This is a genomic window from Pseudomonas oryzihabitans (genome assembly GCF_014522265.1).
In the GTDB taxonomy this organism is placed as follows: Bacteria; Pseudomonadota; Gammaproteobacteria; order Pseudomonadales; family Pseudomonadaceae; genus Chryseomonas; species Chryseomonas aestiva.
In genome coordinates, this window is record NZ_CP017024.1 from 3,033,545 (window position 1) to 3,056,475 (window position 22,931).

The 22,931-nt window shown below is 66.2% G+C and carries 21 protein-coding genes and 1 pseudogene; 11 read left to right on the forward strand and 11 right to left on the reverse strand.

Annotated elements, in window-relative coordinates; genetic code table 11:
- Window positions 1-32 precede the first annotated feature (32 nt).
- Window positions 33-935, reverse strand: coding sequence for a LysR substrate-binding domain-containing protein (locus BGI51_RS13990; protein ID WP_133859804.1), 903 nt, complete (start codon window positions 933-935; stop codon window positions 33-35).
- Window positions 936-1,036: 101 nt separating this feature from the next.
- Here BGI51_RS13990 and BGI51_RS13995 point away from each other — a divergent pair, with 101 nt between their 5' ends.
- The 8 genes and pseudogenes from BGI51_RS13995 to rpoS all read left to right on the forward strand — a co-directional run bounded on the left by BGI51_RS13995 (window position 1,037) and on the right by rpoS (window position 8,167).
- The gene (locus BGI51_RS13995) at window positions 1,037-2,149 is read left to right on the forward strand and encodes an S-(hydroxymethyl)glutathione dehydrogenase/class III alcohol dehydrogenase (RefSeq protein ID WP_017639036.1); all 1,113 of its coding nucleotides are present in this window, start codon (window positions 1,037-1,039) and stop codon (window positions 2,147-2,149) included.
- A gap of 39 nt (window positions 2,150-2,188) precedes the next feature.
- Entirely contained in the window at window positions 2,189-3,043 is an 855-nt protein-coding gene (fghA, locus tag BGI51_RS14000) for an S-formylglutathione hydrolase (RefSeq protein ID WP_166655863.1), read from the forward strand.
- A 66-nt stretch (window positions 3,044-3,109) separates the two neighbouring features.
- A complete protein-coding gene (gene ispF / locus BGI51_RS14005; RefSeq protein ID WP_187978708.1) occupies window positions 3,110-3,583 on the forward strand; it encodes a 2-C-methyl-D-erythritol 2,4-cyclodiphosphate synthase in 474 nt (157 codons plus the stop codon).
- On the forward strand, window positions 3,580-4,638 hold the full coding sequence (gene truD, locus BGI51_RS14010) for a tRNA pseudouridine(13) synthase TruD (RefSeq protein ID WP_187978709.1): 1,059 nt from the start codon (window positions 3,580-3,582) through the stop codon (window positions 4,636-4,638). The genes ispF and truD overlap by 4 nt, the downstream gene beginning before the upstream one ends.
- A complete protein-coding gene (gene surE, locus BGI51_RS14015) occupies window positions 4,626-5,381 on the forward strand; it encodes a 5'/3'-nucleotidase SurE (protein WP_187978710.1) in 756 nt (251 codons plus the stop codon). Before truD ends, surE begins: the two co-directional genes overlap by 13 nt.
- 38 nt (window positions 5,382-5,419) lie before the next feature.
- The gene (locus BGI51_RS14020) at window positions 5,420-6,058 is read left to right on the forward strand and encodes a protein-L-isoaspartate(D-aspartate) O-methyltransferase (RefSeq protein ID WP_007159462.1); all 639 of its coding nucleotides are present in this window, start codon (window positions 5,420-5,422) and stop codon (window positions 6,056-6,058) included.
- Between the two features lie 170 nt (window positions 6,059-6,228).
- Window positions 6,229-7,064: pseudogene (locus BGI51_RS14025) on the forward strand (peptidoglycan DD-metalloendopeptidase family protein).
- A 110-nt stretch (window positions 7,065-7,174) separates the two neighbouring features.
- Window positions 7,175-8,167, forward strand: coding sequence for an RNA polymerase sigma factor RpoS (rpoS, locus tag BGI51_RS14030; RefSeq protein WP_133859798.1), 993 nt, complete (start codon window positions 7,175-7,177; stop codon window positions 8,165-8,167).
- Between the two features lie 407 nt (window positions 8,168-8,574).
- Here rpoS and fdxA read toward each other — a convergent pair whose 3' ends face one another.
- The 9 genes from fdxA to BGI51_RS14075 all read right to left on the reverse strand — a co-directional run bounded on the left by fdxA (window position 8,575) and on the right by BGI51_RS14075 (window position 19,034).
- Window positions 8,575-8,898 (reverse strand): ferredoxin FdxA, encoded by a 324-nt coding sequence (gene fdxA, locus BGI51_RS14035; RefSeq protein ID WP_059314069.1) that lies wholly within the window; start codon window positions 8,896-8,898, stop codon window positions 8,575-8,577.
- A gap of 68 nt (window positions 8,899-8,966) precedes the next feature.
- Window positions 8,967-11,543, reverse strand: a complete 2,577-nt coding sequence (gene mutS / locus BGI51_RS14040; protein WP_187978711.1) for a DNA mismatch repair protein MutS — start codon at window positions 11,541-11,543, stop codon at window positions 8,967-8,969.
- Window positions 11,544-11,635: 92 nt separating this feature from the next.
- On the reverse strand, window positions 11,636-13,585 hold the full coding sequence (locus tag BGI51_RS14045; protein WP_187978712.1) for an ATP-binding protein: 1,950 nt from the start codon (window positions 13,583-13,585) through the stop codon (window positions 11,636-11,638).
- Between the two features lie 64 nt (window positions 13,586-13,649).
- The gene (locus BGI51_RS14050; RefSeq protein ID WP_158895980.1) at window positions 13,650-13,856 is read right to left on the reverse strand and encodes a hypothetical protein; all 207 of its coding nucleotides are present in this window, start codon (window positions 13,854-13,856) and stop codon (window positions 13,650-13,652) included.
- Window positions 13,857-13,909: 53 nt separating this feature from the next.
- Window positions 13,910-14,893 (reverse strand): 2-hydroxyacid dehydrogenase, encoded by a 984-nt coding sequence (locus BGI51_RS14055; RefSeq protein ID WP_187978713.1) that lies wholly within the window; start codon window positions 14,891-14,893, stop codon window positions 13,910-13,912.
- Between the two features lie 14 nt (window positions 14,894-14,907).
- Complete coding sequence (locus BGI51_RS14060) at window positions 14,908-16,191, reverse strand: MFS transporter (protein ID WP_187978714.1); 1,284 nt, start codon at window positions 16,189-16,191, stop codon at window positions 14,908-14,910.
- A 43-nt stretch (window positions 16,192-16,234) separates the two neighbouring features.
- Window positions 16,235-17,164: a sugar kinase gene (locus tag BGI51_RS14065; RefSeq protein ID WP_187978715.1), complete on the reverse strand. Its 930-nt coding sequence runs from the start codon at window positions 17,162-17,164 to the stop codon at window positions 16,235-16,237.
- Window positions 17,157-17,939: a sugar phosphate isomerase/epimerase family protein gene (locus BGI51_RS14070; protein WP_187978716.1), complete on the reverse strand. Its 783-nt coding sequence runs from the start codon at window positions 17,937-17,939 to the stop codon at window positions 17,157-17,159. The genes BGI51_RS14065 and BGI51_RS14070 overlap by 8 nt, the downstream gene beginning before the upstream one ends.
- 57 nt (window positions 17,940-17,996) lie before the next feature.
- Window positions 17,997-19,034 carry a substrate-binding domain-containing protein gene (locus tag BGI51_RS14075; RefSeq protein WP_187978717.1) on the reverse strand — a complete coding sequence of 346 codons (1,038 nt, stop codon included), beginning with the start codon at window positions 19,032-19,034 and terminating at the stop codon, window positions 17,997-17,999.
- A 165-nt stretch (window positions 19,035-19,199) separates the two neighbouring features.
- On the opposite strand from BGI51_RS14075, the gene BGI51_RS14080 reads away from it, so the two are divergent.
- The 3 genes from BGI51_RS14080 to recX all read left to right on the forward strand — a co-directional run bounded on the left by BGI51_RS14080 (window position 19,200) and on the right by recX (window position 21,348).
- Window positions 19,200-19,700: a CinA family protein gene (locus tag BGI51_RS14080; RefSeq protein ID WP_187978718.1), complete on the forward strand. Its 501-nt coding sequence runs from the start codon at window positions 19,200-19,202 to the stop codon at window positions 19,698-19,700.
- A gap of 86 nt (window positions 19,701-19,786) precedes the next feature.
- A complete protein-coding gene (gene recA, locus BGI51_RS14085) occupies window positions 19,787-20,830 on the forward strand; it encodes a recombinase RecA (protein WP_133859788.1) in 1,044 nt (347 codons plus the stop codon).
- A 65-nt stretch (window positions 20,831-20,895) separates the two neighbouring features.
- Window positions 20,896-21,348 carry a recombination regulator RecX gene (gene recX, locus BGI51_RS14090; RefSeq protein WP_158895966.1) on the forward strand — a complete coding sequence of 151 codons (453 nt, stop codon included), beginning with the start codon at window positions 20,896-20,898 and terminating at the stop codon, window positions 21,346-21,348.
- Between the two features lie 497 nt (window positions 21,349-21,845).
- Here recX and BGI51_RS14095 read toward each other — a convergent pair whose 3' ends face one another.
- Window positions 21,846-22,925: a TIGR00730 family Rossman fold protein gene (locus BGI51_RS14095; RefSeq protein WP_187978719.1), complete on the reverse strand. Its 1,080-nt coding sequence runs from the start codon at window positions 22,923-22,925 to the stop codon at window positions 21,846-21,848.
- Window positions 22,926-22,931 lie beyond the last annotated feature (6 nt).

The window sequence follows — 22,931 nt, forward strand, 5'->3', positions numbered from 1 at the left end:
GGCCCATCGCTGAAAAGACTCGCTCGCTGCGCTCAATCCACTGGGTGGCGAGCCCCTGGGCGCGGGGTGCCCAGGCCCTGCTTGAGGTGTTCCACCAGCAGGCGAATCTTCGGCGAGAGAAAGCGCCGCTGCGGATAAAGCGCCCAGACCGCGCTATTGGGCGGCTGACGATTGTCCAGCAGGGCGCGCAGCTCGCCGCGGGCCAGATGCGGCTGCACGTAGTAATCCGGCAGCTGGCAGAGGCCGAAGCCACGCAGGGCAGCGTCGAGCACCGCCTGGCCGCTGTTGCAGCGCCAGGAGCCCTGGACCCGGTGCAGCACCTCGCGCTCGTTTTCGCGAAAGCTCCAGATATCGCTGGTACCCACCAGGCAACGATGGCGACTCAACTCGGACAGGGTATGGGGCGCACCGAAGCGCTCCAGATAGCTCGGCGCGGCGCACAGATAGAGCTCCCGTGGTGCCAGGCGCGTCGCTACCAGACGCGAGTCGGCCAGGCGGCCCAGGCGGATGGCCAGATCGTAGCCCTCGTGCAGCAGGTCGACGGTGCGGTTGGTCAGGTCCAGTTCCAGACTCACCTCGGGATGGCGGGCGAGAAAATCGTTGACCAGGGGCACGACGAAGCGTTCGCCATAGGTCACGGCGCAGGTCATGCGGATCAGCCCCTTGGGCTGGCTGGAGAGATCGCTGACCTCGCGCAGGGCTTCGTCGCGTGCCTCCTGCAGGCGGCGGCAGTGCTGGAGAAATGTGTGACCGGCTTCGGTGAGGGCGACGCTGCGGGTGCTGCGATAGAGCAGACGCGCCTGCAGACGCTCCTCCAGCCTTGCCACCTGACGGCTGACGTGGGACGTGGAGGTGCCCAGGCGATCGGCGGCCTGACCAAAGTGCAGGGTGTTCGCCACCGCGACGAACTCATCGATACCCTCCCAACCCATCATTGTTTCCCTGTGGCAAAAATGAATTCCAGTATGCCCGATTGTTCCAGGATTTCTGGCGTCTAAACTGATCACCTCGTTTTTTCGTCCTACTGGAGTCGAGCATGATCAAGTCCCGCGCCGCCGTAGCCTTCGCGCCCAATGAGCCCCTGAAGATCGTCGAAGTGGACGTCGAGCCGCCCAAGGCCGGTGAGGTGCTGATCCGCATCGTCGCCACCGGCGTCTGCCACACCGACGCCTACACCCTGTCCGGCCAGGACTCCGAGGGGGTCTTTCCCTGCATCCTCGGTCACGAAGGCGGTGGCATCGTCGAGGCGGTGGGCGAGGGCGTGACCTCGGTCGCCGTGGGCGATCACGTCATCCCGCTGTACACCGCCGAATGCGGCCAGTGCAAATTCTGTAAATCCGGCAAGACCAACCTGTGCAGCTCGGTGCGCGCGACCCAGGGCAAGGGCCTGATGCCCGACGGCACCACCCGCTTCTCCTACAACGGCGAGCCGATCTACCACTACATGGGCTGCTCGACCTTCTCCGAGTACACGGTGCTGCCGGAGGTCTCGGTGGCCAAGATCCCTGCTGAGGCACCCTTGGAAAAGGTCTGCCTGCTGGGCTGTGGCGTGACCACCGGCATCGGCGCCGTGCTCAACACCGCCAAGGTGGAAGAGGGCGCCACCGTTGCGGTCTTCGGTCTGGGTGGCATCGGTCTGGCCGCCATCATCGGCGCCAAGATGGCCAAGGCCAGCCGCATCATCGCAATCGACATCAATCCCTCGAAGTTCGACATCGCCCGCGAACTGGGCGCCACCGACTTCGTCAATCCCAAGGATCACCAGAAGCCGATCCAGGAGGTCATCGTCGAGCTGACCGACGGCGGCGTCGACTACAGCTTCGAATGCGTCGGCAACGTCAACCTGATGCGTGCGGCCCTGGAATGCTGCCACAAGGGCTGGGGCGAGTCGGTGATCATCGGCGTGGCCGGGGCTGGCCAGGAGATCAGCACCCGGCCGTTCCAGCTGGTGACCGGTCGCGTCTGGCGCGGCAGCGCCTTCGGCGGCGTCAAGGGCCGCAGCGAGCTGCCCGGCTATGTGCGCAAGGCGCAGAGCGGCGAGATCCCGCTGGACACCTTCATCACCCACACCATGGGCCTGGAGCAGATCAACGAGGCCTTCGAGCTGATGCACGAAGGCAAGAGCATCCGCACCGTCGTCCATTACTGATCACCAGGCGGGCGCCCAGGGGCGCCCCCTGTTCGGGAGATGACCATGAGTCTCGAACTGCTCTCCAGCAACAAGAGTTTCGGCGGCTGGCACAAGCGCTATCGCCATCGCGCGCGCAGTCTCGACTGCGACATGACCTTTGCCGTCTACCTGCCGCCGCAGGCGGAAGCCCGTAGCGACCTGCCGGTGCTCTACTGGCTGTCGGGGCTGACCTGCACCGACGAGAACTTCATGCAGAAAGCTGGCGCCCAGCGCCTGGCGGCCGAGCTGGGCCTGGTGCTGGTGGCGCCGGACACCAGTCCGCGCGGCGAAGGCGTACCGGACGACCCCGAAAAGGCCTGGGACTTCGGCCTGGGCGCCGGCTTCTACATCAATGCCACCCAGCAGCCCTGGGCCAAGCATTACCGCATGCACGACTATGTGGTGGAGGAGCTGCCGGCGCTGATCGAGGCCAACTTCCCGGTCTCGGATCGCCGCGGCGTCAGCGGTCATTCCATGGGCGGCCACGGGGCCCTGATCTGCGCCCTGCGGCATCCGGGTCGCTATCGTTCGGTGTCGGCCTTCTCGCCCATCGTCAATCCGCTGGATTGTCCCTGGGGGCACAAGGCGTTCTCCCACTACCTGGGTGACGACCGCAGCAGCTGGGCGGAGTGGGATGCCTGCGCGCTGCTGGCCAAGGCCGAGGAGCGCCTGCCGCTGCTGGTCGACCAGGGTGAGCAGGACAGCTTCCTCGCCGAACAGCTCAAGCCCCAGGCCCTGCAGCGGGCGGCGGAAGCCACGGGTCATCCGCTGGAACTGCGGCTGCAGCCAGGCTATGACCACAGCTATTTCTTCGTCGCCAGCTTCATCGACGACCACCTGCGGCATCACGCGGCGGCCCTGTCGACCTCGTAAGGGCGACGGCGCCTGTCCACAGCCGGTAGAATCGACGCCCTGTCATTTTCCAGGGCGTCTCTGTTCATGCGCATAGGTCACGGTTTCGACGTTCACGCCTTTGGCGAGGGCGACTTCATTACCCTCGGTGGCATTCGTATTCCCCACCACCACGGCCTGGTTGCCCACTCCGATGGCGACGTGCTGCTGCATGCCCTGGCCGATGCCCTGCTGGGTGCGGCCGCCCTGGGCGACATCGGCAAGCATTTCCCCGATACCGATCCGCGCTTCAAGGGCGCCGACAGCCGGGTGCTCCTGCGCCATGTGGTCGAGCTGGTCCGTGAACAGGGCTGGAAGGTCGGTAACGTCGACGGCACCATCGCCGCCCAGGCGCCCAAGATGGCGCCGCACATTGAGGCCATGCGCCAGGCCATCGCCGAGGACCTGCAGGTCGAGCTGGGCCAGGTCAACGTCAAGGCCACCACCACCGAGCGTCTGGGTTTCGTCGGGCGCGAAGAGGGCATCGCCGTGCACGCCGTGGCCCTGCTGTTGCCACTATGACCGAAGACCAGCTGCTCGGGCCGCGCGCCCATGGCGAGCCCTGCGGCCAGGCGATTCTCAAGGCCAGTGCCGAGGACTTTCAGGTGGACGAGGTGCTGGACATCCCGCTGAGCGGTGATGGCGAGCACCTCTGGCTGTGGGTCGAGAAGCGCGGCCTCAACACCGAGGAAGCCGTGCGCCGCCTGGCGCGTGCCGCCGGGGTGCCGCAGCGGGCGATCAGCTACGCCGGCCTCAAGGATCGCCAGGCCCTGACCCGCCAGTGGTTCAGCCTGCACCTGCCCGGCAAGGCCGATCCGGACCTGGCGGCCGCCTGCGACGAGACGCTGGTGATCCTCCAGCAGGGTCGGCACCGGCGCAAGCTGCAGCGGGGCGCCCATGCCGCCAATGGCTTCCGCCTGCGCCTGACCGGGCTCCAGGCCGATGCCGCGCTGCTGGAGGCGCGGCTGCAGGCCATCGCTACCGGCGGCGTACCCAACTATTTCGGCCCGCAGCGCTTCGGCTACCAGGGCGGCAATCTGGCCGACGCCCAGGCGTGTGCTCGCGAGCAGCGTCTGCCCGAACAGCGCAACCGGCGTTCACGGACGCTGTCCGCCGCGCGCAGCTGGCTGTTCAATCAGGTGCTGGCCGAACGGATCGCCGACAACTCCTGGAATCAGGCGCAGGAGGGCGATCTGCTGGCCTTCACCGACAGCCGCAGCCACTTTCCGGCGACCGCCGCCGATCTGGCGGATCCGCGCCTGGCGGCGCTCGATCTGCACCCCACGGGCCCGCTGTGGGGCGCCGGTGAATCCCTGGTGCAGGGTCCGGCCGCGGCCCTGGAACAGGAGGTGGCCAGGGCCGCCGGAGAGCTGCCCGCCTGGCTGGCCGGTGCCGGCCTCTCGCATGAACGGCGCATCCTGCGCCTCCCCATCGGCGGCCTGACGTGGCATTATCCCGCTCCTGACATTCTGCAACTCGAATTCGTCCTGCCGGCCGGCTGTTTTGCCACCGCAGTGGTTCGCGAGCTGGTAACGCTTGGCGAGGCAGGGCAGACGGAACATCCATGCGACTTCTGATCGCCAACGACGATGGGGTGCTGGCCCCCGGTATCGCCGCGCTGCATGCCGCGCTCTCCGCCCGTGCGGACTACGAGTGCCAGGTAGTCGCGCCGCTCTATGACATGAGCGGCGTGAGCAGTGCCCTGACGCTGGACCGCCCCCTGCATCCGCAGCGCCTGCCCAACGGCTTCCTGGGCGTCAACGGCACGCCTACCGATTGCGTTCACCTCGGCCTCAATGGCCTGTTGGAAGCTACGCCGGACATGGTGGTGGCCGGGATCAACCTGGGCGCCAATCTTGGCGACGACGTCCTCTATTCCGGTACCGTGGCCGCGGCCATGGAAGGGCGTTTTCTCAACCGCCCGGCGCTGGCCTTCTCGCTGGTGTCGCGCAGTGCCGACAACATGGCGGTCGCGACCGAGATCGCCGCCCGTATCGTGGCCTTGCACGAGCGCTTCGATCTGCCGCCGCGCACCGTCCTCAACGTCAACATCCCGGATCTGCCGCTTGCGCAGATCAAGGGGCTGCAGCTGACCCGTCTGGGTCATCGCGCCCAGGCCAAGCCGCCGGTGCGCGAGGTCAATCCGCGTGGCAAGGCGGGCTACTGGATCTCGGTTTCCGGCGATGCGGTGGATGGCGGACCGGGCACCGACTTCCATGCCGTGCTGGAAGGCTATGTCTCGGTGACGCCACTGCAGTTCGATCGCACCTTCCGCGAGGGTTTCGCCGGCCTGCAGGCACTGACGGAGCTGCTGGCATGACTCAGGGGCAAGAGCATATGCAAAGACACGGCATCGGCATGACCTCCCAGCGCACCCGGGAGCGCCTCATCCAGCGCCTCTACGAAGAGGGGCTGTCCAACGCCCAGGTGCTGGAGGTGATCCGCCGTACGCCGCGTCACCTGTTCGTCGACGAGGCCCTGGCCCATCGCGCCTACGAAGACACGGCGCTGCCCATCGGCCACAACCAGACCATTTCCCAGCCGTTCATGGTGGCGCGCATGACCGAGCTGCTGCTCGCCGGCGGTCCGCTGGACAAGGTCATGGAGATCGGCACCGGCTCCGGCTACCAGACCGCCATCTTGGCGCAGACCGTGGAGCGGGTGTTTTCCGTGGAGCGCATCCAGTCGCTGCAGGACAGAGCCAAGGAGCGTCTGCTCGAACTCAATCTGCGCAACGTGGTGTTTCGCTGGGGCGATGGCTGGGAAGGCTGGCCGGCGCTGGCGCCCTACAACGGCATCATCGTCACCGCCGCGGCGCGGGAAGTGCCCCAGGCGCTGCTCGACCAGCTGGCACCCGGCGGTCGCCTGGTGATCCCGGTAGGCGTCGACGAGGAGCAGAAGCTCCTGCTGATCGTGCGCGAAGCCGAAGGCTTCGTCCGCCACGAACTCAATGCCGTCCGTTTCGTGCCCCTGCTCAATGGACCCCTGGCCCAGTGAGCGACAGGGAACGTTACCCCGGTACCGCGCTCCAAGGCTGCCTGGCGGCTGCGGCCGCTTGAGGCCGGCGGGATGGCCGGACGGTAGATGATCAGACTCTGCGGGAGGAACGGGTGAAGGCCCGAGCGCAAGGATTTCCAGGACGAGGGCGTTCAGGCTGGCTGGCGGGGATGCTCGTGGCTCTGCTGCTGGCGGGCTGTTCGAGCAACGGCTCGCGAGCGCCGGTGGTCGACCGCGGCGATGGCCGCAGCAGCGTACCCCAGGTCACTTCCGGGCAGTATCGCGTCAAGCGCGGTGACACCCTGTTCTCCATCGCCTCCCGCAATGGTTGGGAATGGCGTGCCCTGGCAGCCCAGAACGGCCTCGGGGCACCCTATGTCATCCATGTCGGCCAGGTCATCCGTTTCGGCAGCGGTTCCAGCGCCAGTGGTTCCAGTCGCATCATCCGTCGACCGGCCACGGTAGCTTCTGCTCCGGCACCCGGCACTCCGGTGGCGACACCAGTGCCCATCCTGCCGCCCGTCACCTCCAGTCCCACTGTCGCCACCCCGGTGGTGACCCCCAATCTGCCCGCCGCGCCCCCGCCGACGCCGGTAACGCCCGCTCAGACGCCGACCCGTGATGTCCCCAATCCGCATCCGGTTGGGCCTGGCCGACGAAAGGTACGTTGATCAGCCGCTTCTCGGCCAGCAGCAGCCTAAACAAGGGAATAGACATCGCCGGGCAGGAAGGTCAGCCCGTGATGGCCGCTGCCGACGGTACCGTGGTCTATGCGGGAAATGGTCTACGGGGTTATGGTGAACTGGTTATCGTCAAACACAGCGAAACCTACGTTAGTGCCTACGGTCACAATCGTAGGTTGATGGTTCGGGAAGGTGAGCGTGTCAAGATAGGGCAGACGATTGCCGAGATGGGTTCGACCGGGACTGATCGGGTCAAGCTCCATTTCGAGATTCGCCGTCAGGGCAAGCCGGTGGATCCCTTGCAGTTTTTGCCCAATCGCTGATTCGCTAGGCGCCGACTCGATCCCGCAGCTTTTTTGGGGCGAGTCATGGCGCATCGGCAACGTATCGATACGCCCTGGCTCGAAGCGCAGACGAGCAAGGGTTACTCAAGATGATCCAGAACAAACAAGAAACCGAGTACGACCTCGGCGATGATGTCCTGCTTCTCGATTCCAATCCCTTCGGTGAGGAATCCGCCGATTCAGCCATGACCAAGGCGCTCTCCGGGCGCGGCAATCAGGTCTTGCGGGGGGCGAAACTGGCCGACTACGGCCGAGCGCTCGACGCTACCCAGCTCTATCTCAACGAAATCGGCTTTTCGCCGCTGCTGTCACCAGCGGAGGAAGTGCATTTCGCCCGTCTTGCCCAGCGTGGCGATCCTGCCGGTCGCAAGCGCATGATCGAAAGCAACCTGCGCCTGGTGGTGAAGATCGCTCGACGCTACATCAATCGCGGTCTGTCGCTGCTCGATTTGATCGAGGAGGGCAATCTCGGCCTGATTCGCGCGGTGGAGAAATTCGATCCCGAGCGAGGTTTCCGATTCTCCACCTATGCCACCTGGTGGATCCGGCAGACCATCGAGCGGGCGATCATGAATCAGACCCGCACCATTCGCCTGCCGATCCATGTGGTCAAGGAACTCAACCTGCATCTGCGCGCCGCGCGCGAACTGACCCAGAAGCTCGACCACGAGCCTTCACCCGAGGAAATCGCCGCCCTGCTGGAAAAGCCGGTAGCGGACGTCAAGCGGGTGATGGGCCTGAACGAGCGGATCAGCTCGGTTGACATGGTCCTCGGCCCCGATTCCGACAAGACCCTGCTCGACACCCTGACCGACGACCGCCCCACCGATCCCTGCGAATTGCTGCAGGATTCGGATCTCAACCAGAGCATCGACCAGTGGCTGCTGGAGCTGCCGGAAAAGCAGCGCGAGGTCGTGGTGCGTCGCTTCGGCCTGCGTGGTCATGAAGCCTGCACCCTGGAAGAGGTCGGGCAGGAGATAGGGCTCACCCGCGAGCGGGTCCGGCAGATCCAGGTCGAGGCGCTCAAGCGGTTGCGCGAGATTTTCGAGCGCAATGGCCTGTCCAGTGACTCGCTGTTCTGAACATGCCTAGCTGAATGTCAGCCAAACGGAGCCCGGATTTATCCGGGCTTTTTTCTGCGTGTCGTTGTAAGCCAAGGCTTACAGTCCGCGTAAGCATGCATCGCTTCAGGCTGCCGGAAAGTATCGCTTGAGCAGCTCGACCAATAGCCAAGTGCTTGCCGCGTAACGTTTTTTTGTTTCGAGGGGCGTGCTTAGCGAGTTCGCCGTGACCGACTGTGGCAGATTGCCAGCCTTCGGCAGAAGCGTACTATCGGCGCTGTGTCTGGGACGACGCGGATCGGCAGGAAGCGGATCGGGAACACCTCGGGACGAGGTTCACCAGGACGGTGACAGGATTACAGGGACAGGGACGAAGGGGGCGGAGCGATCCGCCCCCTTTTTTTTTGGCCTGGATTTCCAGGCGCGGCCTAGCGCTCGAGCTGGGCGAGCTTGCCGGTCTTGCCATCCCATTCGGCCGCGTCGGGCAGGGCTTCCTTCTTCTCGGTGATGTTCGGCCAGATGTTGGCCAGCTCACTGTTGAGTTCGATGAAGGCTTCCTGGCCGGCCGGTACCTCGTCTTCCGAGAAGATCGCCTGGGCCGGGCACTCGGGCTCGCACAGGGCGCAGTCGATGCACTCGTCCGGGTGAATTACCAGGAAGTTGGGGCCTTCGTAGAAGCAGTCCACCGGGCAGACTTCCACGCAGTCGGTATATTTGCATTTGATGCAGTTGTCAGTGACGACGAAGGTCATCTGCTCGTTCTCCTCAGGCTAAGGCGGCGGATTCTAGCAGCATTGCCGGAACCCTCGTATCCGTTAACTCAGATACGCTTTTTCCATTCGTAGATAAGCTCCATGGCCCGTCTGGGTGTGATGTCGTCCGGCTGCAGGCGTTCCAGTTCCTCGATGAGAGGATGGGTGGCGCTGGCGAACAGATCGGCCTGCAACGGACGACCCTTGGCCGGCGCGCTTACCGGCAGGGGGGCACCCACCTCACCGTTGAAACTGGCCGCTTCCAGGCGGGCGAGATGCTCCCGCGCGCGCAGGATGACGTCCTCTGGCACGCCGGCCAGTTGGGCCACGGCCAGGCCATAGCTCTGGCTGGCCGGACCGGGCAGCACATGGTGCAGGAAGACGATGCGGTCGTTGTGCTCGGTGGCGTTGAGGTGGACGTTGGCCACGCTCGGCTGGCCTTCCGGCAGCACGGTCAGCTCGAAGTAATGGGTGGCGAACAGCGTCCAGGCGCGCAGGCGCGCCAGTTGCTCGGCGGCGGCCCAGGCCAGGGACAGGCCGTCGAAGGTACTGGTGCCGCGGCCGACCTCGTCCATCAGCACCAGGCTGTGTTCGCTGGCGTTGTGCAGGATGTTGGCGGTCTCGCTCATCTCCACCATGAAGGTGGAGCGGCCACCGGCCAGGTCGTCGCTGGAGCCGATGCGGGTGAAGATGCGATCCACCAGGGACAGCTCGCAACTCGCCGCCGGGACGAAGCTGCCGACATGGGCCAGCAGCACGATCAGCGCGGTCTGGCGCATGTAGGTGGACTTGCCGCCCATGTTCGGGCCGGTGATCACCAGCATGCGGGTGTCGTTGTCGAGGGTGACGTCGTTGGCGACGAAGGGCGTTTCCAGCACCTGCTCCACCACCGGGTGACGTCCCTGGCCGATTTTCAGGCAGGGCTCCGCGACGAAGCGCGGCTTGTTCAGGTCCAGGTTGAGGGCGCGCTCGGCGAAGTTGGCCAGGACGTCCAGTTCGGCCAGGGCCGCGGCGCTGTCCTGCAAGGGCGCCAGGTGACCGATGAGTTCCTCCAGCAGCGCCTCGTAGAGGGCCTTTTCCCGCGCCAGGGCGCGACTCTGGGCCGACAGCGCCTTGTCTTCGAAGGCCTTGAGCTCCGGGGTGATGAAGCGCTCGGCGCCCTTGAGGGTCTGGCGGCGGATGTAGTCGGCCGGTGCCGACTCGGCCTGGCGGCTGGGGATCTCGATGAAATAGCCGTGGACGCGGTTGTAGCCGACCTTGAGGCCTTGCAGGCCGGTGCGGGCCTTTTCCCGGGCCTCCAGGTCCATGAGGAACTGGCCGGCGTTTTCGCTCAGGGTCTGCAGCTCGTCCAGCTCGCTGTCGTAGCCGCGCTTGATGACGCCGCCGTCGCGGATCACCGCCGGCGGATTGTCGATGATGGCGCGAGCCAGGGTCGCAGCCAGTTCCGGATAGGTCTTGATGCTTTTGGCCAGGTCGAGCAGGTGCGGGGCGATCATCTGCGTCAACCCCTCCTGCAGCGCCGGCAGCGCGGCCAGGGCGTCTCTCAGGCGCGCGAGGTCGCGCGGGCGGGCGTTGCGCAGGCCGATACGGGCGAGGATGCGCTCCAGGTCGCCGATGTCCTTGAGTTGCGGCTGCAGCGTCTCGAAGCGATAGCCTTCCAGCAGGCAGGTGATGGCGTCCTGGCGCGCCTCGATCACCGCGCGATTGCGCAGCGGCCGATTCAGCCAGCGGGTCAGCAGACGACTGCCCATGGCGGTCTGACAGCGGTCCACCACCGACTGCAGGGTGTTGTCGCGGCCACCGGCCAGGTTGACGTCCAGCTCCAGGTTGCGGCGGCTGGCGCCGTCGAGGATGACGGTGTCGTCCAGGCGCTCGTGCCTGAGGCTGCGCAGGTGCGGCAGGGCGGTGCGCTGGGTTTCCTTGGCATAGGCCAGCAGGCAGCCGGCGGCGCCGAGGGCCAGGCCCAGCTTGTCGCAGCCGAAGCCCTTGAGGTCGCCGGTACCGAATTGCTGGCAGAGACTCTTGAGCGCCGAATCGCAGTCGAAGTCCCAGGGCGCCCGGCGGCGCACGCCGCGGCGCTTCTCGGCGGGAAGGCCGGCGGGCCAGTCGTCGGGGATCAGCAGCTCGGCGGGATTGAGACGATCAAGCTCGGCCAGCAGGGTCTCCCAGCCGGCCAGTTCCTGCACGGTGAAGCGGCCGCTGGCGATGTCCAGCACGGCCAGGCCGAACAGGCGCTCGTCGCCCAGCACGGCGGTCAGCAGGTTGTCGCGGCGCTCGTCCAGCAGCGCTTCGTCACTGACGGTGCCAGGGGTGATGATGCGCACCACCTGGCGTTCCACCGGGCCCTTGCTGGTGGCGGGGTCGCCGATCTGCTCGCAGATCACCACGGATTCGCCGAGCTTGACCAGCTTGGCCAGGTAGCCTTCGGCGGAGTGGAAGGGGATGCCGGCCATGGGGATGGACTTGCCGGCCGAGGCGCCGCGGGCGGTCAGGGTGATGTCGAGCAACTTGGCGGCACGCCGGGCGTCGTCATAGAACAGCTCGTAGAAATCGCCCATGCGATAGAACAGCAGCTGCTCGGGATGCTGATGCTTGATCTTGAGGTACTGTTGCATCATGGGCGTGTGCGCGGAGAGATCGCTCATGCGGGTGTTTCGATCCGGTTGCCTGTGGATAGCCGCGTATTGTCCACCAACTGGCGGCGTTTGTCGGCCCCGCTCGGCTCAGTGCAGCGGTATCAGGCCTGCGGCCCTTGTTCGCGGGCAGCCAGCAGCTGATCGATGCGGGCCATCAGCCGTTCCAGGGTGAAAGGCTTGGCCAGCACCTCGACATCTGGAACAGGCAAGGCCTCGCCAGGCAGGTTTGCCTCGGCATAGCCGGTGATCAACAGGGTCATCAGACCCGGGCGGCGTTCCCGGGCCAGGGCGGCGAGCTGGCAGCCACTCAGCCCGCCCGGCAGGCCGACATCGGCAATCAGCAAGTCCAGCGAGATATCCGATTCCAGTACCTGCAGCGCCGCGGCGGCATCGGGTGCCTCCAGGGTATGGATGCGATGTTCGCGCAGGGCTTCGTCCACCAGCATGCGCACCAGAGGTTCGTCGTCCACCACCAGGACGGTCATGCCGTCGGGATAGCGCAGCGCTGGAGCCGACGGCGTCTCCACTGACGACGCTGAAGGCTCCACCAGGCGCGGCAGATAGAGGGTCACGGTGGTGCCTTGGCCGGGTGCCGAGGCGATATGGGCGACCCCGCCGGATTGCCTGGCGAAGCCATAGATCATCGACAGGCCAAGCCCGGTGCCCATGCCCACCGGCTTGGTGGTGAAGAAGGGATCGAAGGCCCGCGCCAGCACCGCGGGCGGCATCCCGGAACCGGTGTCGAGCACTGCCAGGGTCACATAGTCGCCAGCCGGCAATTCCAGCGCGGCGGCCTGGGCGTCGTTGAGTCGGCGATTGGCGGTGACGATGCGCAGCATCCCGCCCTCGGGCATGGCATCCCGGGCGTTGATGCACAGGTTGAGCAGGGCGTTCTCCAGCTGATGGGGATCGCACAGGGTGAGATTCAACGCCTCCGCCAGTTCGATATGGATCTCGATCTGGGGGCCGACCGACCGGCGGATGAGTTCCTCCATGCCCAGCACCAGTGCGTTGGTCTGGGTGGCCGAAGGATCCAGCGCCTGGCGACGGGAAAAGGCGAGCAGGCGGTGGGTCAGGGCCGCGGCGCGCTCGGCGGCACCCTTGGCGCCACTGGCATAGCGCTCGAGATCGGTGAAGCGGCCTTGTTCGAGTCTCAGACTGAGCATGTCCAGACTGCCGATCACACCGGTCAGCAGGTTGTTGAAGTCATGAGCGATGCCTCCGGTCAGCTGGCCCACGGCTTCCATCTTCTGGCTCTGGCGCAGCTGTTCCTCGGTCTGGCGCAGGGCTTCCTGTTGCTCACGGATGGCGGTGACTTCGCGCACCGCAGAATAGATGAGGCCATCCTGCAACACCGAATTCCACGACAACCAGCGATAGCCGCCTTCTCGATGCCGATAGCGATTCTCGAAGCCGAACACCGGTTCGCCGTGCTTCAGGCGTTCCAGGGCCGCCTCGGTGCGGGCGCGATCCTCGACATGCACGAAGGCCATGAAAGGCTCGTGGCGCAACTGCTCTTCGCTCCAGCCCAGGGTGCTGGTCCAGGCTGGATTAAGGTCCAGCAGCTGGCCCTCCAGGGTCGCCGTACAGAGCAGATCGGGGCTGGCCTGCCAGATCAGATCACGCTGGCGGGTGCGCAGGGTGACCTGTTCGCCGAGATTGCCGGCGAAGCGATAGAGGGACTCCAGGCTGCGGCGCTGGGCCGCGCAGACCACCGCCATGATGACGTTGACCAGCACGAACAGCGCATGGGACACCCAGCGTTCCGAGAACAGTGCGAAATAGGCGGGTGCCTTGACGAAGAGGGTCTCGGCCAGCAGCACCGACAACAGGGTGGCGAAGATGCCGGGACCCAGGCCGAACCAGAAGGCCGCGGCCATGATGAAGGGAATGAACAGCAGATAGGGCAGGCTGTCGATGCCCAGGCTCAGGCGGATTCCGGCCGCGATGGCGATCAGCAGGGTAGCGCCCAGAAAGCGCAAGGAAGCCGGCGTCTCCCGCGGGACCAGCTTGAGCAGCCGGCCGAGCAGGGTATGGGTGGCAATGGGCACTGGCGCTAGACCTCGGGGCGCTGATCGCTCACGGTATCGAACGGGTCACGACCGGCAGGCCGGCTCAGGTGCCCTCGTGCCGCTCGAATTCCTCGACTGCGCGTACCACGCCAGCGTTGTCCGCCGCCGTGCTGCGGGCCTGGCGCTCGAAGGCGGTGGCCAGCTCATTGACCAGTTGCAGCAGACGCGGGATGTCGCCGCTGCGTTCGGCATCGGCGGCCTGCTCGCGCACGCGGTTGACGAAGGCTTGGGGATCGTCGAAGGCGGTCATGGGGCGTTCTCCGTTGTGATGATACTTGTCTGACCACAAATGACGGCCAAGGCTCACTCGCGCCGCGTCCAGGCCTGCGGATTGACCAGATTTGCCGGTCGCTGACCGCCCAGGGCGGCCAGTAGGTTGTCCACCGCGCAACGGGCCATGGCCTCGCGCGTCTCCCGGGTCGCCGAGCCCAGGTGCGGCGTGGGCACCACGTTGGGCAGCTGCAGCAGGGGCGAGTCCGGCGCCACGGGTTCCCGATCGAAGACGTCCAGCCCGGCGCCACGCAGCCGGCCTTCCTGCAAGGCGGCGATCAGGGCGGCTTCATCGATGACCGGGCCGCGCGAGACGTTGATCAGGATGGCGTGGGGCGGCAACCGGGCCAGTTCGGCGGCGCCCAGCAGGTGATGGGTCTCGTCGCTCAGGGGTACGGTGATGCAGAGGAAGTCGCAGCTCGCCAGCAACTCGGGCAGCGGCAGGAAGCGCGCGCCGAAGCGCTCGTCCACCTCGGGCTTGGCGGCGTGGGCGGTGTAGTTGACCTGCATGCCGAAACCCAGGTGGGCGCGGCGGGCGATGGCCTGGCCGATGCGGCCCATGCCCACCAGGCCCAGGGTCTTGCCATGGACGTCGCAACCGAAATGCGCCTCGCCCAGACTGGCCTGCCACTGGCCGGCGCGGACCCAGTCCGCCAGTTCGACAATGCGCCGCGCGGTGGCCAGCAACAGGGCGAAGGCGGCATCGGCGACGCTTTCGGTGAGCACATCCGGGGTGTTGCAGAGCAGGATGCCACGCCGCTCCAGATAGGGCAGGTCATAGCTGTCGAAGCCGACCGAGACGCTGGCGATGGCTTCCAGCCGGGGAGCCAGGTCCAGCAGTTCGGGCGTCAGCTTGTAGCTGGAGCCGAGCAGCCCCTGGGCCTCGGGCAGGCGTTCGCGCAGGCGGGCCTCCCCGCCCGGCGCCTTGACGTCGACGTATTCCAGATCGAAGGCTTCGTCCAGTCGCGCGGTCAGCGCCGGCGACAGGGCCTTGTAGTGGATCACCTTCTTTTTCATGGACAGCGCTTCCTCTAGTGACTGGTGGCGGGCTTGAGCGCCGCGGCGCGGGTGACCTGTTCCTGGCGCAGCAGCAGGGTCAGGACCACGGCCACCAGCAGGGCGCCGCCCATGAAGCCGAAGGACGCGCCGGGACCACCGGTCACGCCGTTGAGATAGCCCACCAGGTAGGAACCGGCAAAGGAGCCCAGGGCGCCCATGCTGTTGATCAGCGCCATGGCGCCGCCGGCGACGTTGCCAGGCAGGATCTCCGGAACGATGGCGAAGAAGGGGCCGTAGGGGGCGTACATGCAGGCACCGGCGACCACCAGCAGGGCATAGGACCACCAGAAGTGCTGGGTGCCGAGGGCGAAGGAGCCGAGGAAGGCCAGGGCGGCGATCAGCAGCGGCGGCCAGACGAACAGCTTGCGATTCTGCATGCGGTCCGAGGCCCAGGACACCCCGAGCATGGCCAGTACCGCGGCCAGATAGGGCAGCGAAGACAGCCAGCCGGCCTGAACGATGTCCAGATGGGCGCCCTGGCGCAGGATCGACGGCAACCAGATGACGAAGCCATAGACGCCGATGCTCCAGCAGAAATACTGCAGCGACAGGAGGATGACCTTGGGCGAACGGAAGGCTTCGGCGTAGTTCTTGACCGGCTTCATGCCCTGCTGCTCGGCCTTCAGCGCCTCTTCCAGGCGGGCCTTTTCGTCAGCGGCGAGCCACTTGGCATCCTTGGGCCGCTCGGCGGCCAGGCGCCACCAGATGAAGGCCCAGATCACCGCCGGCAGGCCTTCGATGATGAACATCCAGCGCCAGTCCAGGGCATGGATCAGATAACCCGAGACCACCGACATCCAGAGGATGGTCACCGGATTGCCGAGGATCAGAAAGGTATTGGCCCGGGAACGCTCACGCTTGGTGAACCAGTGGCAGAGATAGACCAGCATCGCCGGCATCACCGCCGCCTCGACGACGCCGAGCAGGAAGCGGATGGCGATCAGCAGGGTGACGTTGGGTACCAAGCCGGTCAGGGTCGCCAGACCGCCCCAGGCGATCAGGCTCCAGAAGATCAGTCGCTTGACGCTGCGCTTCTCGGCATAGATGGCGCCGGGCACCTGGAAGAAGAAGTAGCCGAGAAAGAACAGCGCGCCGAGCAGCGAGGACATCGCCGGGGTGATGCCCAGGTCGTCGGCCATGCCCGAGGCCGCGGCGAAGCCGTAGTTGGCCCGGTCGAGATAGGCCAGGCTGTAGGTGATGAAGACCACCGGCATCAGATACCACCAGCGGCGTGGAGCGAGAGGGGAAGCGTTCATGGGGTCACCTGCTTGATTGTTCTTGTCAGGGGGTTGGCGTCGATCAGGGGAGTTCGTGGCGGTAGGGCAATCCTTCCATGTCACCGACCACCTGCACGGCGCGGGCGCCGATCCAGTTGCCGCGGGCGACGGCGGCGGCGACATCGAGACCGTCGAGCAGGGCGCTGACGAAGCCGGTGGCGAAGCCATCGCCGGCGCCAACGGTGTCGACCACCTCGGCCACCGCTACGCCGGGGACCTCGCCCTCGGCGTCGGGCGTGCGCCAGTAGCCACCCTCGGGGCCGAGCTTGATGGCCACGGCCTTGGCGCCGCGATCCAGGTAGAAGGCGGCGATGTCCGCCGGGGTGTCGTAGCCGGTCAGCAGCCGGCCCTCGGCCAGGCCGGGCAGCACCCAGTCGGCCAGGGCGGCGAGGTCATTGAGTTCGCGGCGCATCTGGTCTTCGCTGTCCCACAGCGACGGCCGCAGATTGGGGTCGAAGGAGATGCTGCGGCCAGCGTCGCGCATGGCCTGCAACAGGTGGCGGCTGAAGGCGCGGGCGCTGGGCGAAAGGGCAGGTGGAATACCGGTGGCGTGCAGGTGGCGCGCCTGCAGCAGGCTGGGGTCGAAGTCTTCTTCGATGTTGAGGTGGCTGGCGGCCGAGCCGCGGCGGAAGTACTCCACCACCGGATCGCTGCCATCGGTGGCGCGGGACTTGAGCTGGAAGCCGGTGGGGTGCCGGGGATCGACGGTGAGGCGGCGGCAGTCCAGGCCCTCGGCCTCGAGACTGGCGCGCACGAAGCGGCCAAAGGAATCATCGCCCACCCGCGACAGCCAGGCGACCTTGAAGCCCAGGCGACTCAGGCCGATGGCCACGTTGTTGTCGGCGCCGGCGATGCGCTTGCCGAACTGGTCGACCGTGGCCAGCTCGCCCGGCGTCTCGGCGACGAACATGGTCATGGTTTCGCCAAAGGCGAGGATGTCGATGTCAGCCATGCCGGCGCTCCTCCCGGATCTGCCCATCCAGGGTGCGTAGCGCCGCTACCTGGCGGCGGGTCTCGGCCAGCAGATCCGCCCCCATCAGCGGAAATTCGATGGCGCGGCGCAGGCCGCTGGGGAAGTGCGCCATCAGGCCCTGCCAGGCCAGCAGGTCGGCGGCTTCCGGCGGTACGGCGTGCAGGCCACCGGCCCGCCGGCGCACCGCCTTGCAATGCAGGTAGCGGACGTCGGGGCCGAGCAGGCGAGCAGCCTGCAAAGGGTCTTCGTCCTGCCAGCGCCAGTTGCCGACGTCGAAGGTCAGCGCCACCGGCAACTGGATTGCCCGGGCCGCCTGGATGAAGGCGCGCAGTGGCTCGACCCGGCCGCCCTGGGCGGTCTGGTCGTTTTCCACCAGCAGCTGTGGGCCGTCGCCCGTCAGCAGGCTGGCGAGCGGCGCCAGATCGGCCGCCGCGCGGTAGTGCCCGAGGGACACCTTGAGTGTATCGGCGCCCAGCAGGCGGGCTTCCGCGAGGGCCGAGGGCAGACGTGGCGAGAGGGCCGCGCCGGCGTCGGGCCAGAGTTCGAGGGGGACCGAATAGACACAGCCCAGACCAACTGCCTGGATGGCGGCGCCCAGGGCGGCGAAATCGGGCGCCTCGGTAAAGAGTTCGGCGCGGATTTCCACATGGGTGGCGCCCGCGGCGGCGATCAGGTCGAGCCAGGCGGCCTGACCCTGGGTACGGACCCCGTTGGCACCAAAGGCCGAGGTGGTGATGGCGATCTCCGGTGGCATTGTTGTTCTCCTGAAACCGGTTTCAACAAAAGACGAGCAAAAGGGCGAAAGGTGCCTCTAGGTTCGGGCGCGAGTCGACTGACGGATGCGCAATTCCGCGCCGAAGGTCTGCTGCACCGGGGCGCTGCGATCCCCGTCGATCCGCCGCTGCAACCGCTCGAAGGCGGCTATGCCCAGGGCATGGGTCGGCTGGGCGAGGGCGCTGATGCCGCCACCCACCAGGGGAAACCAGTCGAGGTCGTCGAGAGCGAGCAGGCCGAGGCGTTCGAACAGGGGTTCGCCTAGGGCCTGCAGCGCCAGGGTCGTCGCCAGGGTCGCCACGCCATTGGCGGTGAGCAGCGCCTTGGGGCCGGGTCCGGGGCTGGCGAGAAAGGCGGCCAGTGCCGTCTGCAAGGCCAGGGCATCGTCGGCCTGGGCGCAATGCCCGCCACGACAGCCAGGATGGTCGGCCAGGGCCGCGTCGAAGGCCGTCAGCCGCTGGCGGCGGGAGCTGGTGCCGTCCAGAGGTTCGCTGACCAGCAACAGGTCGCGATACCCCTGACACTGCAGGTGGGCCACGCCTTCGGCGATGGCCTGGTGGTTGTCGAGGCCGACCAGATCGGCCTCGACGCCCGGCAGTTCGCGATCCAGCAGCACCAGCGGCAGGCGGCTGCCCAGGTGGCGCAGGTCGGCGGCGTGCTGGCCAAAGGTGTTCACGATCAGGCCTTCGATGCTGTAGGACTGCAGCGCGGCCAGTTGCTGGCGCTCCTGGCGGGCGTCCTGGTCGGTGTTGCAGATCAGCAGCGAATAGCCCTGCTGGCGGCAGGCGGTTTCCACGCCATGCATCACCGCGGTGGAGTAGGGATTGAGCAGATCGGCCACCAGCATCCCGATCAGGCGGCTGCGACCGCGCTTGAGGCCACGGGCCATCTGGTTGGGCTGGAAATCGAGGGCGACCACGGCCTGCTCGATACGCGCGGCGAGGGAATCGGACAGCAGGCGGCGATCGTCGCTGATGTAGCGAGACACGCTGGCCTTGGACACGCCGGCGGCGGCGGCCACTTCGGCGATGGTCGCACGGGTGGCGCGCGGACCGGGGAGAAAGACATCGTTCATGGCGTACCGCTGTTAGGATTTTGTAGGTGCCTGAAACCGGTTTCAGTAAATCTTTTCTCACGCGGACCGGCAAGCCGGTCTAAGGTGCAGGCCGACCAGTGGTCGCCGCAGGCGGTCGCTGGCCGCGGTCACCTTTTATGTTCTCCTTTGCACAGGAAGGTCTCGATGGACTCCCTCGACAGTCTCGCCCAACAACTGGGTGAAGCCCTGCAGGCGGCCGGCGCCCAGGTCACCACTGCCGAATCCTGCACCGGTGGCGGCATCGCCGAGGCGATCACCCGCGTCGCCGGCAGCTCGGCCTGGTTCGAGGCCGGCTTCGTCACCTACTCCAACCGCCAGAAGACCCTGCAACTGGGCGTGCCCGAGGCGCTGTTCGAGCAGGTCGGCGCGGTCAGTGAGGAGGTGGTGGCGGCCATGGCGCTGGGCGCGCAACAGCGTGCCGGTGCCCGCTTCGCGGTCGCGGTGAGCGGTATCGCCGGGCCGGGCGGCGCGGTGCCGGGCAAGCCGGTCGGTACCGTCTGGCTGGCCTGGCGCGACGGCGAAAAATTGCACACCGAACGGCAGGTATTTGCGGGTGATCGCGCCGCCGTTCGCCAGCAGACCCAGGTCCGCGCGCTGGAGGTTTTATTGGCCTTCCTGACCGAGGAAAAAGGCCCTCAGGTGTAGCAACCAGGGGGTGAATATGGTTTAATACTGTTCACTTATACAGGTATCCACGGCCGTCTGGCCCTTTTTTCTCCGAGAGGAATCTAATGGACGACAACAAAAAGCGTGCCCTGGCCGCGGCCTTGGGACAGATCGAAAAGCAATTCGGCAAGGGCACCGTGATGCGCATGGGCGATCACGAGCGCCAGGCCATTCCGGCGATTTCCACCGGCTCCCTGGGCCTGGACATCGCCCTTGGCATCGGTGGTCTGCCCAAGGGCCGGATCGTCGAAATCTACGGTCCCGAGTCCTCGGGCAAGACCACCCTGACCCTGTCGGTCATCGCCCAGGCCCAGAAGCAGGGCGCCACCTGCGCCTTCGTCGACGCCGAACATGCCCTGGATCCGGACTACGCCGGCAAGCTGGGCGTCAATGTCGACGACCTGCTGGTGTCCCAGCCGGATACCGGTGAACAGGCCCTGGAAATCACCGACATGCTGGTGCGCTCTAACGCCGTCGACGTCATCATCGTCGACTCCGTGGCCGCTCTGGTGCCCAAGGCCGAGATCGAAGGCGAGATGGGTGACATGCACGTGGGCCTGCAGGCGCGCCTGATGTCCCAGGCGCTGCGCAAGATCACCGGCAACATCAAGAACGCCAACTGCCTGGTCATCTTCATCAACCAGATCCGCATGAAGATCGGGGTGATGTTCGGCAACCCCGAGACCACCACCGGCGGTAACGCCCTGAAGTTCTATTCGTCGGTCCGCCTGGACATCCGTCGCATCGGCGCGGTGAAGGAAGGCGACGAGGTGATCGGCAGCGAAACCCGCGTCAAGGTGGTCAAGAACAAGGTGGCACCGCCGTTCCGCCAGGCCGAGTTCCAGATCCTCTATGGCAAGGGTATCTACCTGAACGGCGAGATCATCGATCTGGGCGTGCAGCTGGGTCTGATCGAGAAGTCGGGTGCCTGGTACAGCTACCAGGGCAGCAAGATCGGCCAGGGCAAGGGTAACGCTGCCAAGTTCCTGGAAGACAATCCCGAGATCAAGGGCGCCGTGGACAAGGCGATCCGCGAAAAGCTGCTGAGCCAGCCGACCAATCAGAAAGCCGAAGTGGCTGCTGAAGAAGGCGCTGACGTCGATCTCTGATCGCCTGCCAGTGTTCCAGACGACCCCCGCCCCGTGCGGGGGTTTTCGTATGAGGAGGATCACCCTTGGGCAATCCGCTGGATACCACCGCTGCCATCCGTTTCGCTGCCATGGATCTGCTGGCGCGTCGCGAGCATGGCCGTGAAGAGCTGTCGCGCAAGCTGCGTCGGCGCGGGGCCGAGGAGGAACTGCTCGGTCCGGTGCTGGATCGCCTGGCCGAGGATGGCCTGCTCGATGAAAGTCGCTATCTGGAGAGCTATATCGCCAGCCGTGCCCGCTCCGGTTACGGGCCCATGCGCATCCGCGAGGAACTGGGCCAGCGTGGCCTGAAAAGAGAGCAGGTGGAGATGGCCCTGCGCGAAGCGGACGTGGACTGGCAGGCGCAGCTGGAAGAGGTATGGCGCCGGAAATTCGGTACGCCGCCGGCCGACGCCAAGGAGCGTGCCAAGCAGGGGCGTTTCCTGGCCTACCGAGGCTATGCCATGGACGGGATCAACCGGGTGCTGAGTCGGCGGTAGTGGGGTGTGGCTTGCGGTGTTGGGCTTCGCTGTGATCAGCGCCAGCCTGCAGGTCCATCCCGCCCAAGGTGAGTGATTGATTGCGGGAAATGAACGCGCGCACGACTAACCCCCTCTCCCTGAGGAAGAGGGTTGGGGTGAGGGGGTGCTTCGCGGTGATGCCGAATGGAAAGGAGGCGCCATTTTCCGTGCGTTTGCCAGGACACGAATCGAGTTCAGAGCCATCGCGGCCATGGGCCGCTCCTACAGTCAAATCAGTGTCTGTAAGAGCGGCCCATGGCCGCGATGGCAGCGATCACTTCGGTCCCGCACCGCAGGTTCGCGCTGAGCACAGTGGAGCCTAGCATCGGTTCTGGTGTTGGATATCGTTGGGCTTCGCTGCGCTCAACCGAACCTACGGGAGAGTGCTGCAGGTTGGGTTGAGACGGCCCCATCGTCGAAGCCCAACATGGCGGCAGAGTCTGGATAGGTTGGGCTTCGCAGTGCTCAGCGCCAACCTACGTGACTGCCCAATGCTCCGGCCGATTGAGTTCGTCCACCAGTTCGCGCAGACGACCGTAGTGACGGCCATGGAAGTCGAAGGCGAGGCGCGTCAGATGGGCGAATTCCGCTTCGTCGGGCTGGCCTTCCCCGGGCGCCAGCTGGGTGAAGCCCGGGGTCCGGCAGAGGTCGCCGAAATCCGTTGCCAGGCGCTCAAGACAGGCCGGTGTCAGGGCGTGCTTGAGGCGGATATGCAACAGGCCGTCACGTCGGCGGGTGGAGTGGTAGTTGCCATAGAAGTGCTCGATCTCGGCGGCGGCGGCTTCCGGTGAGCGTACCAGCCTGACCAGCTTGAGATCGGCTGGCAGGATGTAGCCTTCCTCCAGCAGATTGCGCTGCAGATAGGCCAGGGTGTCGTCCCAGAAGTGGCCGTCGGGGGTGTCCAGCAGGACCAGCGGCACCAGCGGACTCTTGCCGGTCTGGATCAGGGTGAGCACCTCGAAGGTCTCGTCCAGGGTGCCGAAACCGCCGGGGCAGAGCACCAGGGCATCCGCCTCCTTGAGAAAGAACAGCTTGCGCACATAGAAGAAGTGAAAGGACAGCAGGTGATCCGTGCCCTCGATGGTGGGATTGGCGCGCTGTTCGAAAGGCAGGGTGATGTTGAAGCCGAGACTGGCCTCGGGCCCTGCGCCTTCGTGGGCCGCGCCCATGATGCCGGCGCCGCCGCCGGTGATGACCATCATGTCGCGGCGGGCCAGGGCACTGCCCAGTTCGCGGGCGAGGGCATAGAGGCCATGATCGATGCGGGTCCGCGCCGAGCCGAACACCGTGACCTTGCGTCGCCGGCGGAAACGCTCGAGGGTGCGGAAGGCCTGCTCCAGCTCCTTGAGGGTCTGCAACATGATCTTGGCGTCCCAGCGTGCCGGATTGGTCTGCGCCATGCGCACCACCGTCACCAGCATCTCGCGGTAGAGGCCCAGGTTGGGACTGCCGCCCGGGAGGGCGTGCTCCAGCAATTCGTCGATGCGCTGACCGAGGTCGGCGGCGCTGGGCTCCACGTGGCGGGCCAGGTAGCTGTCGTCGCTGTCCTCGGTCATGGCCGC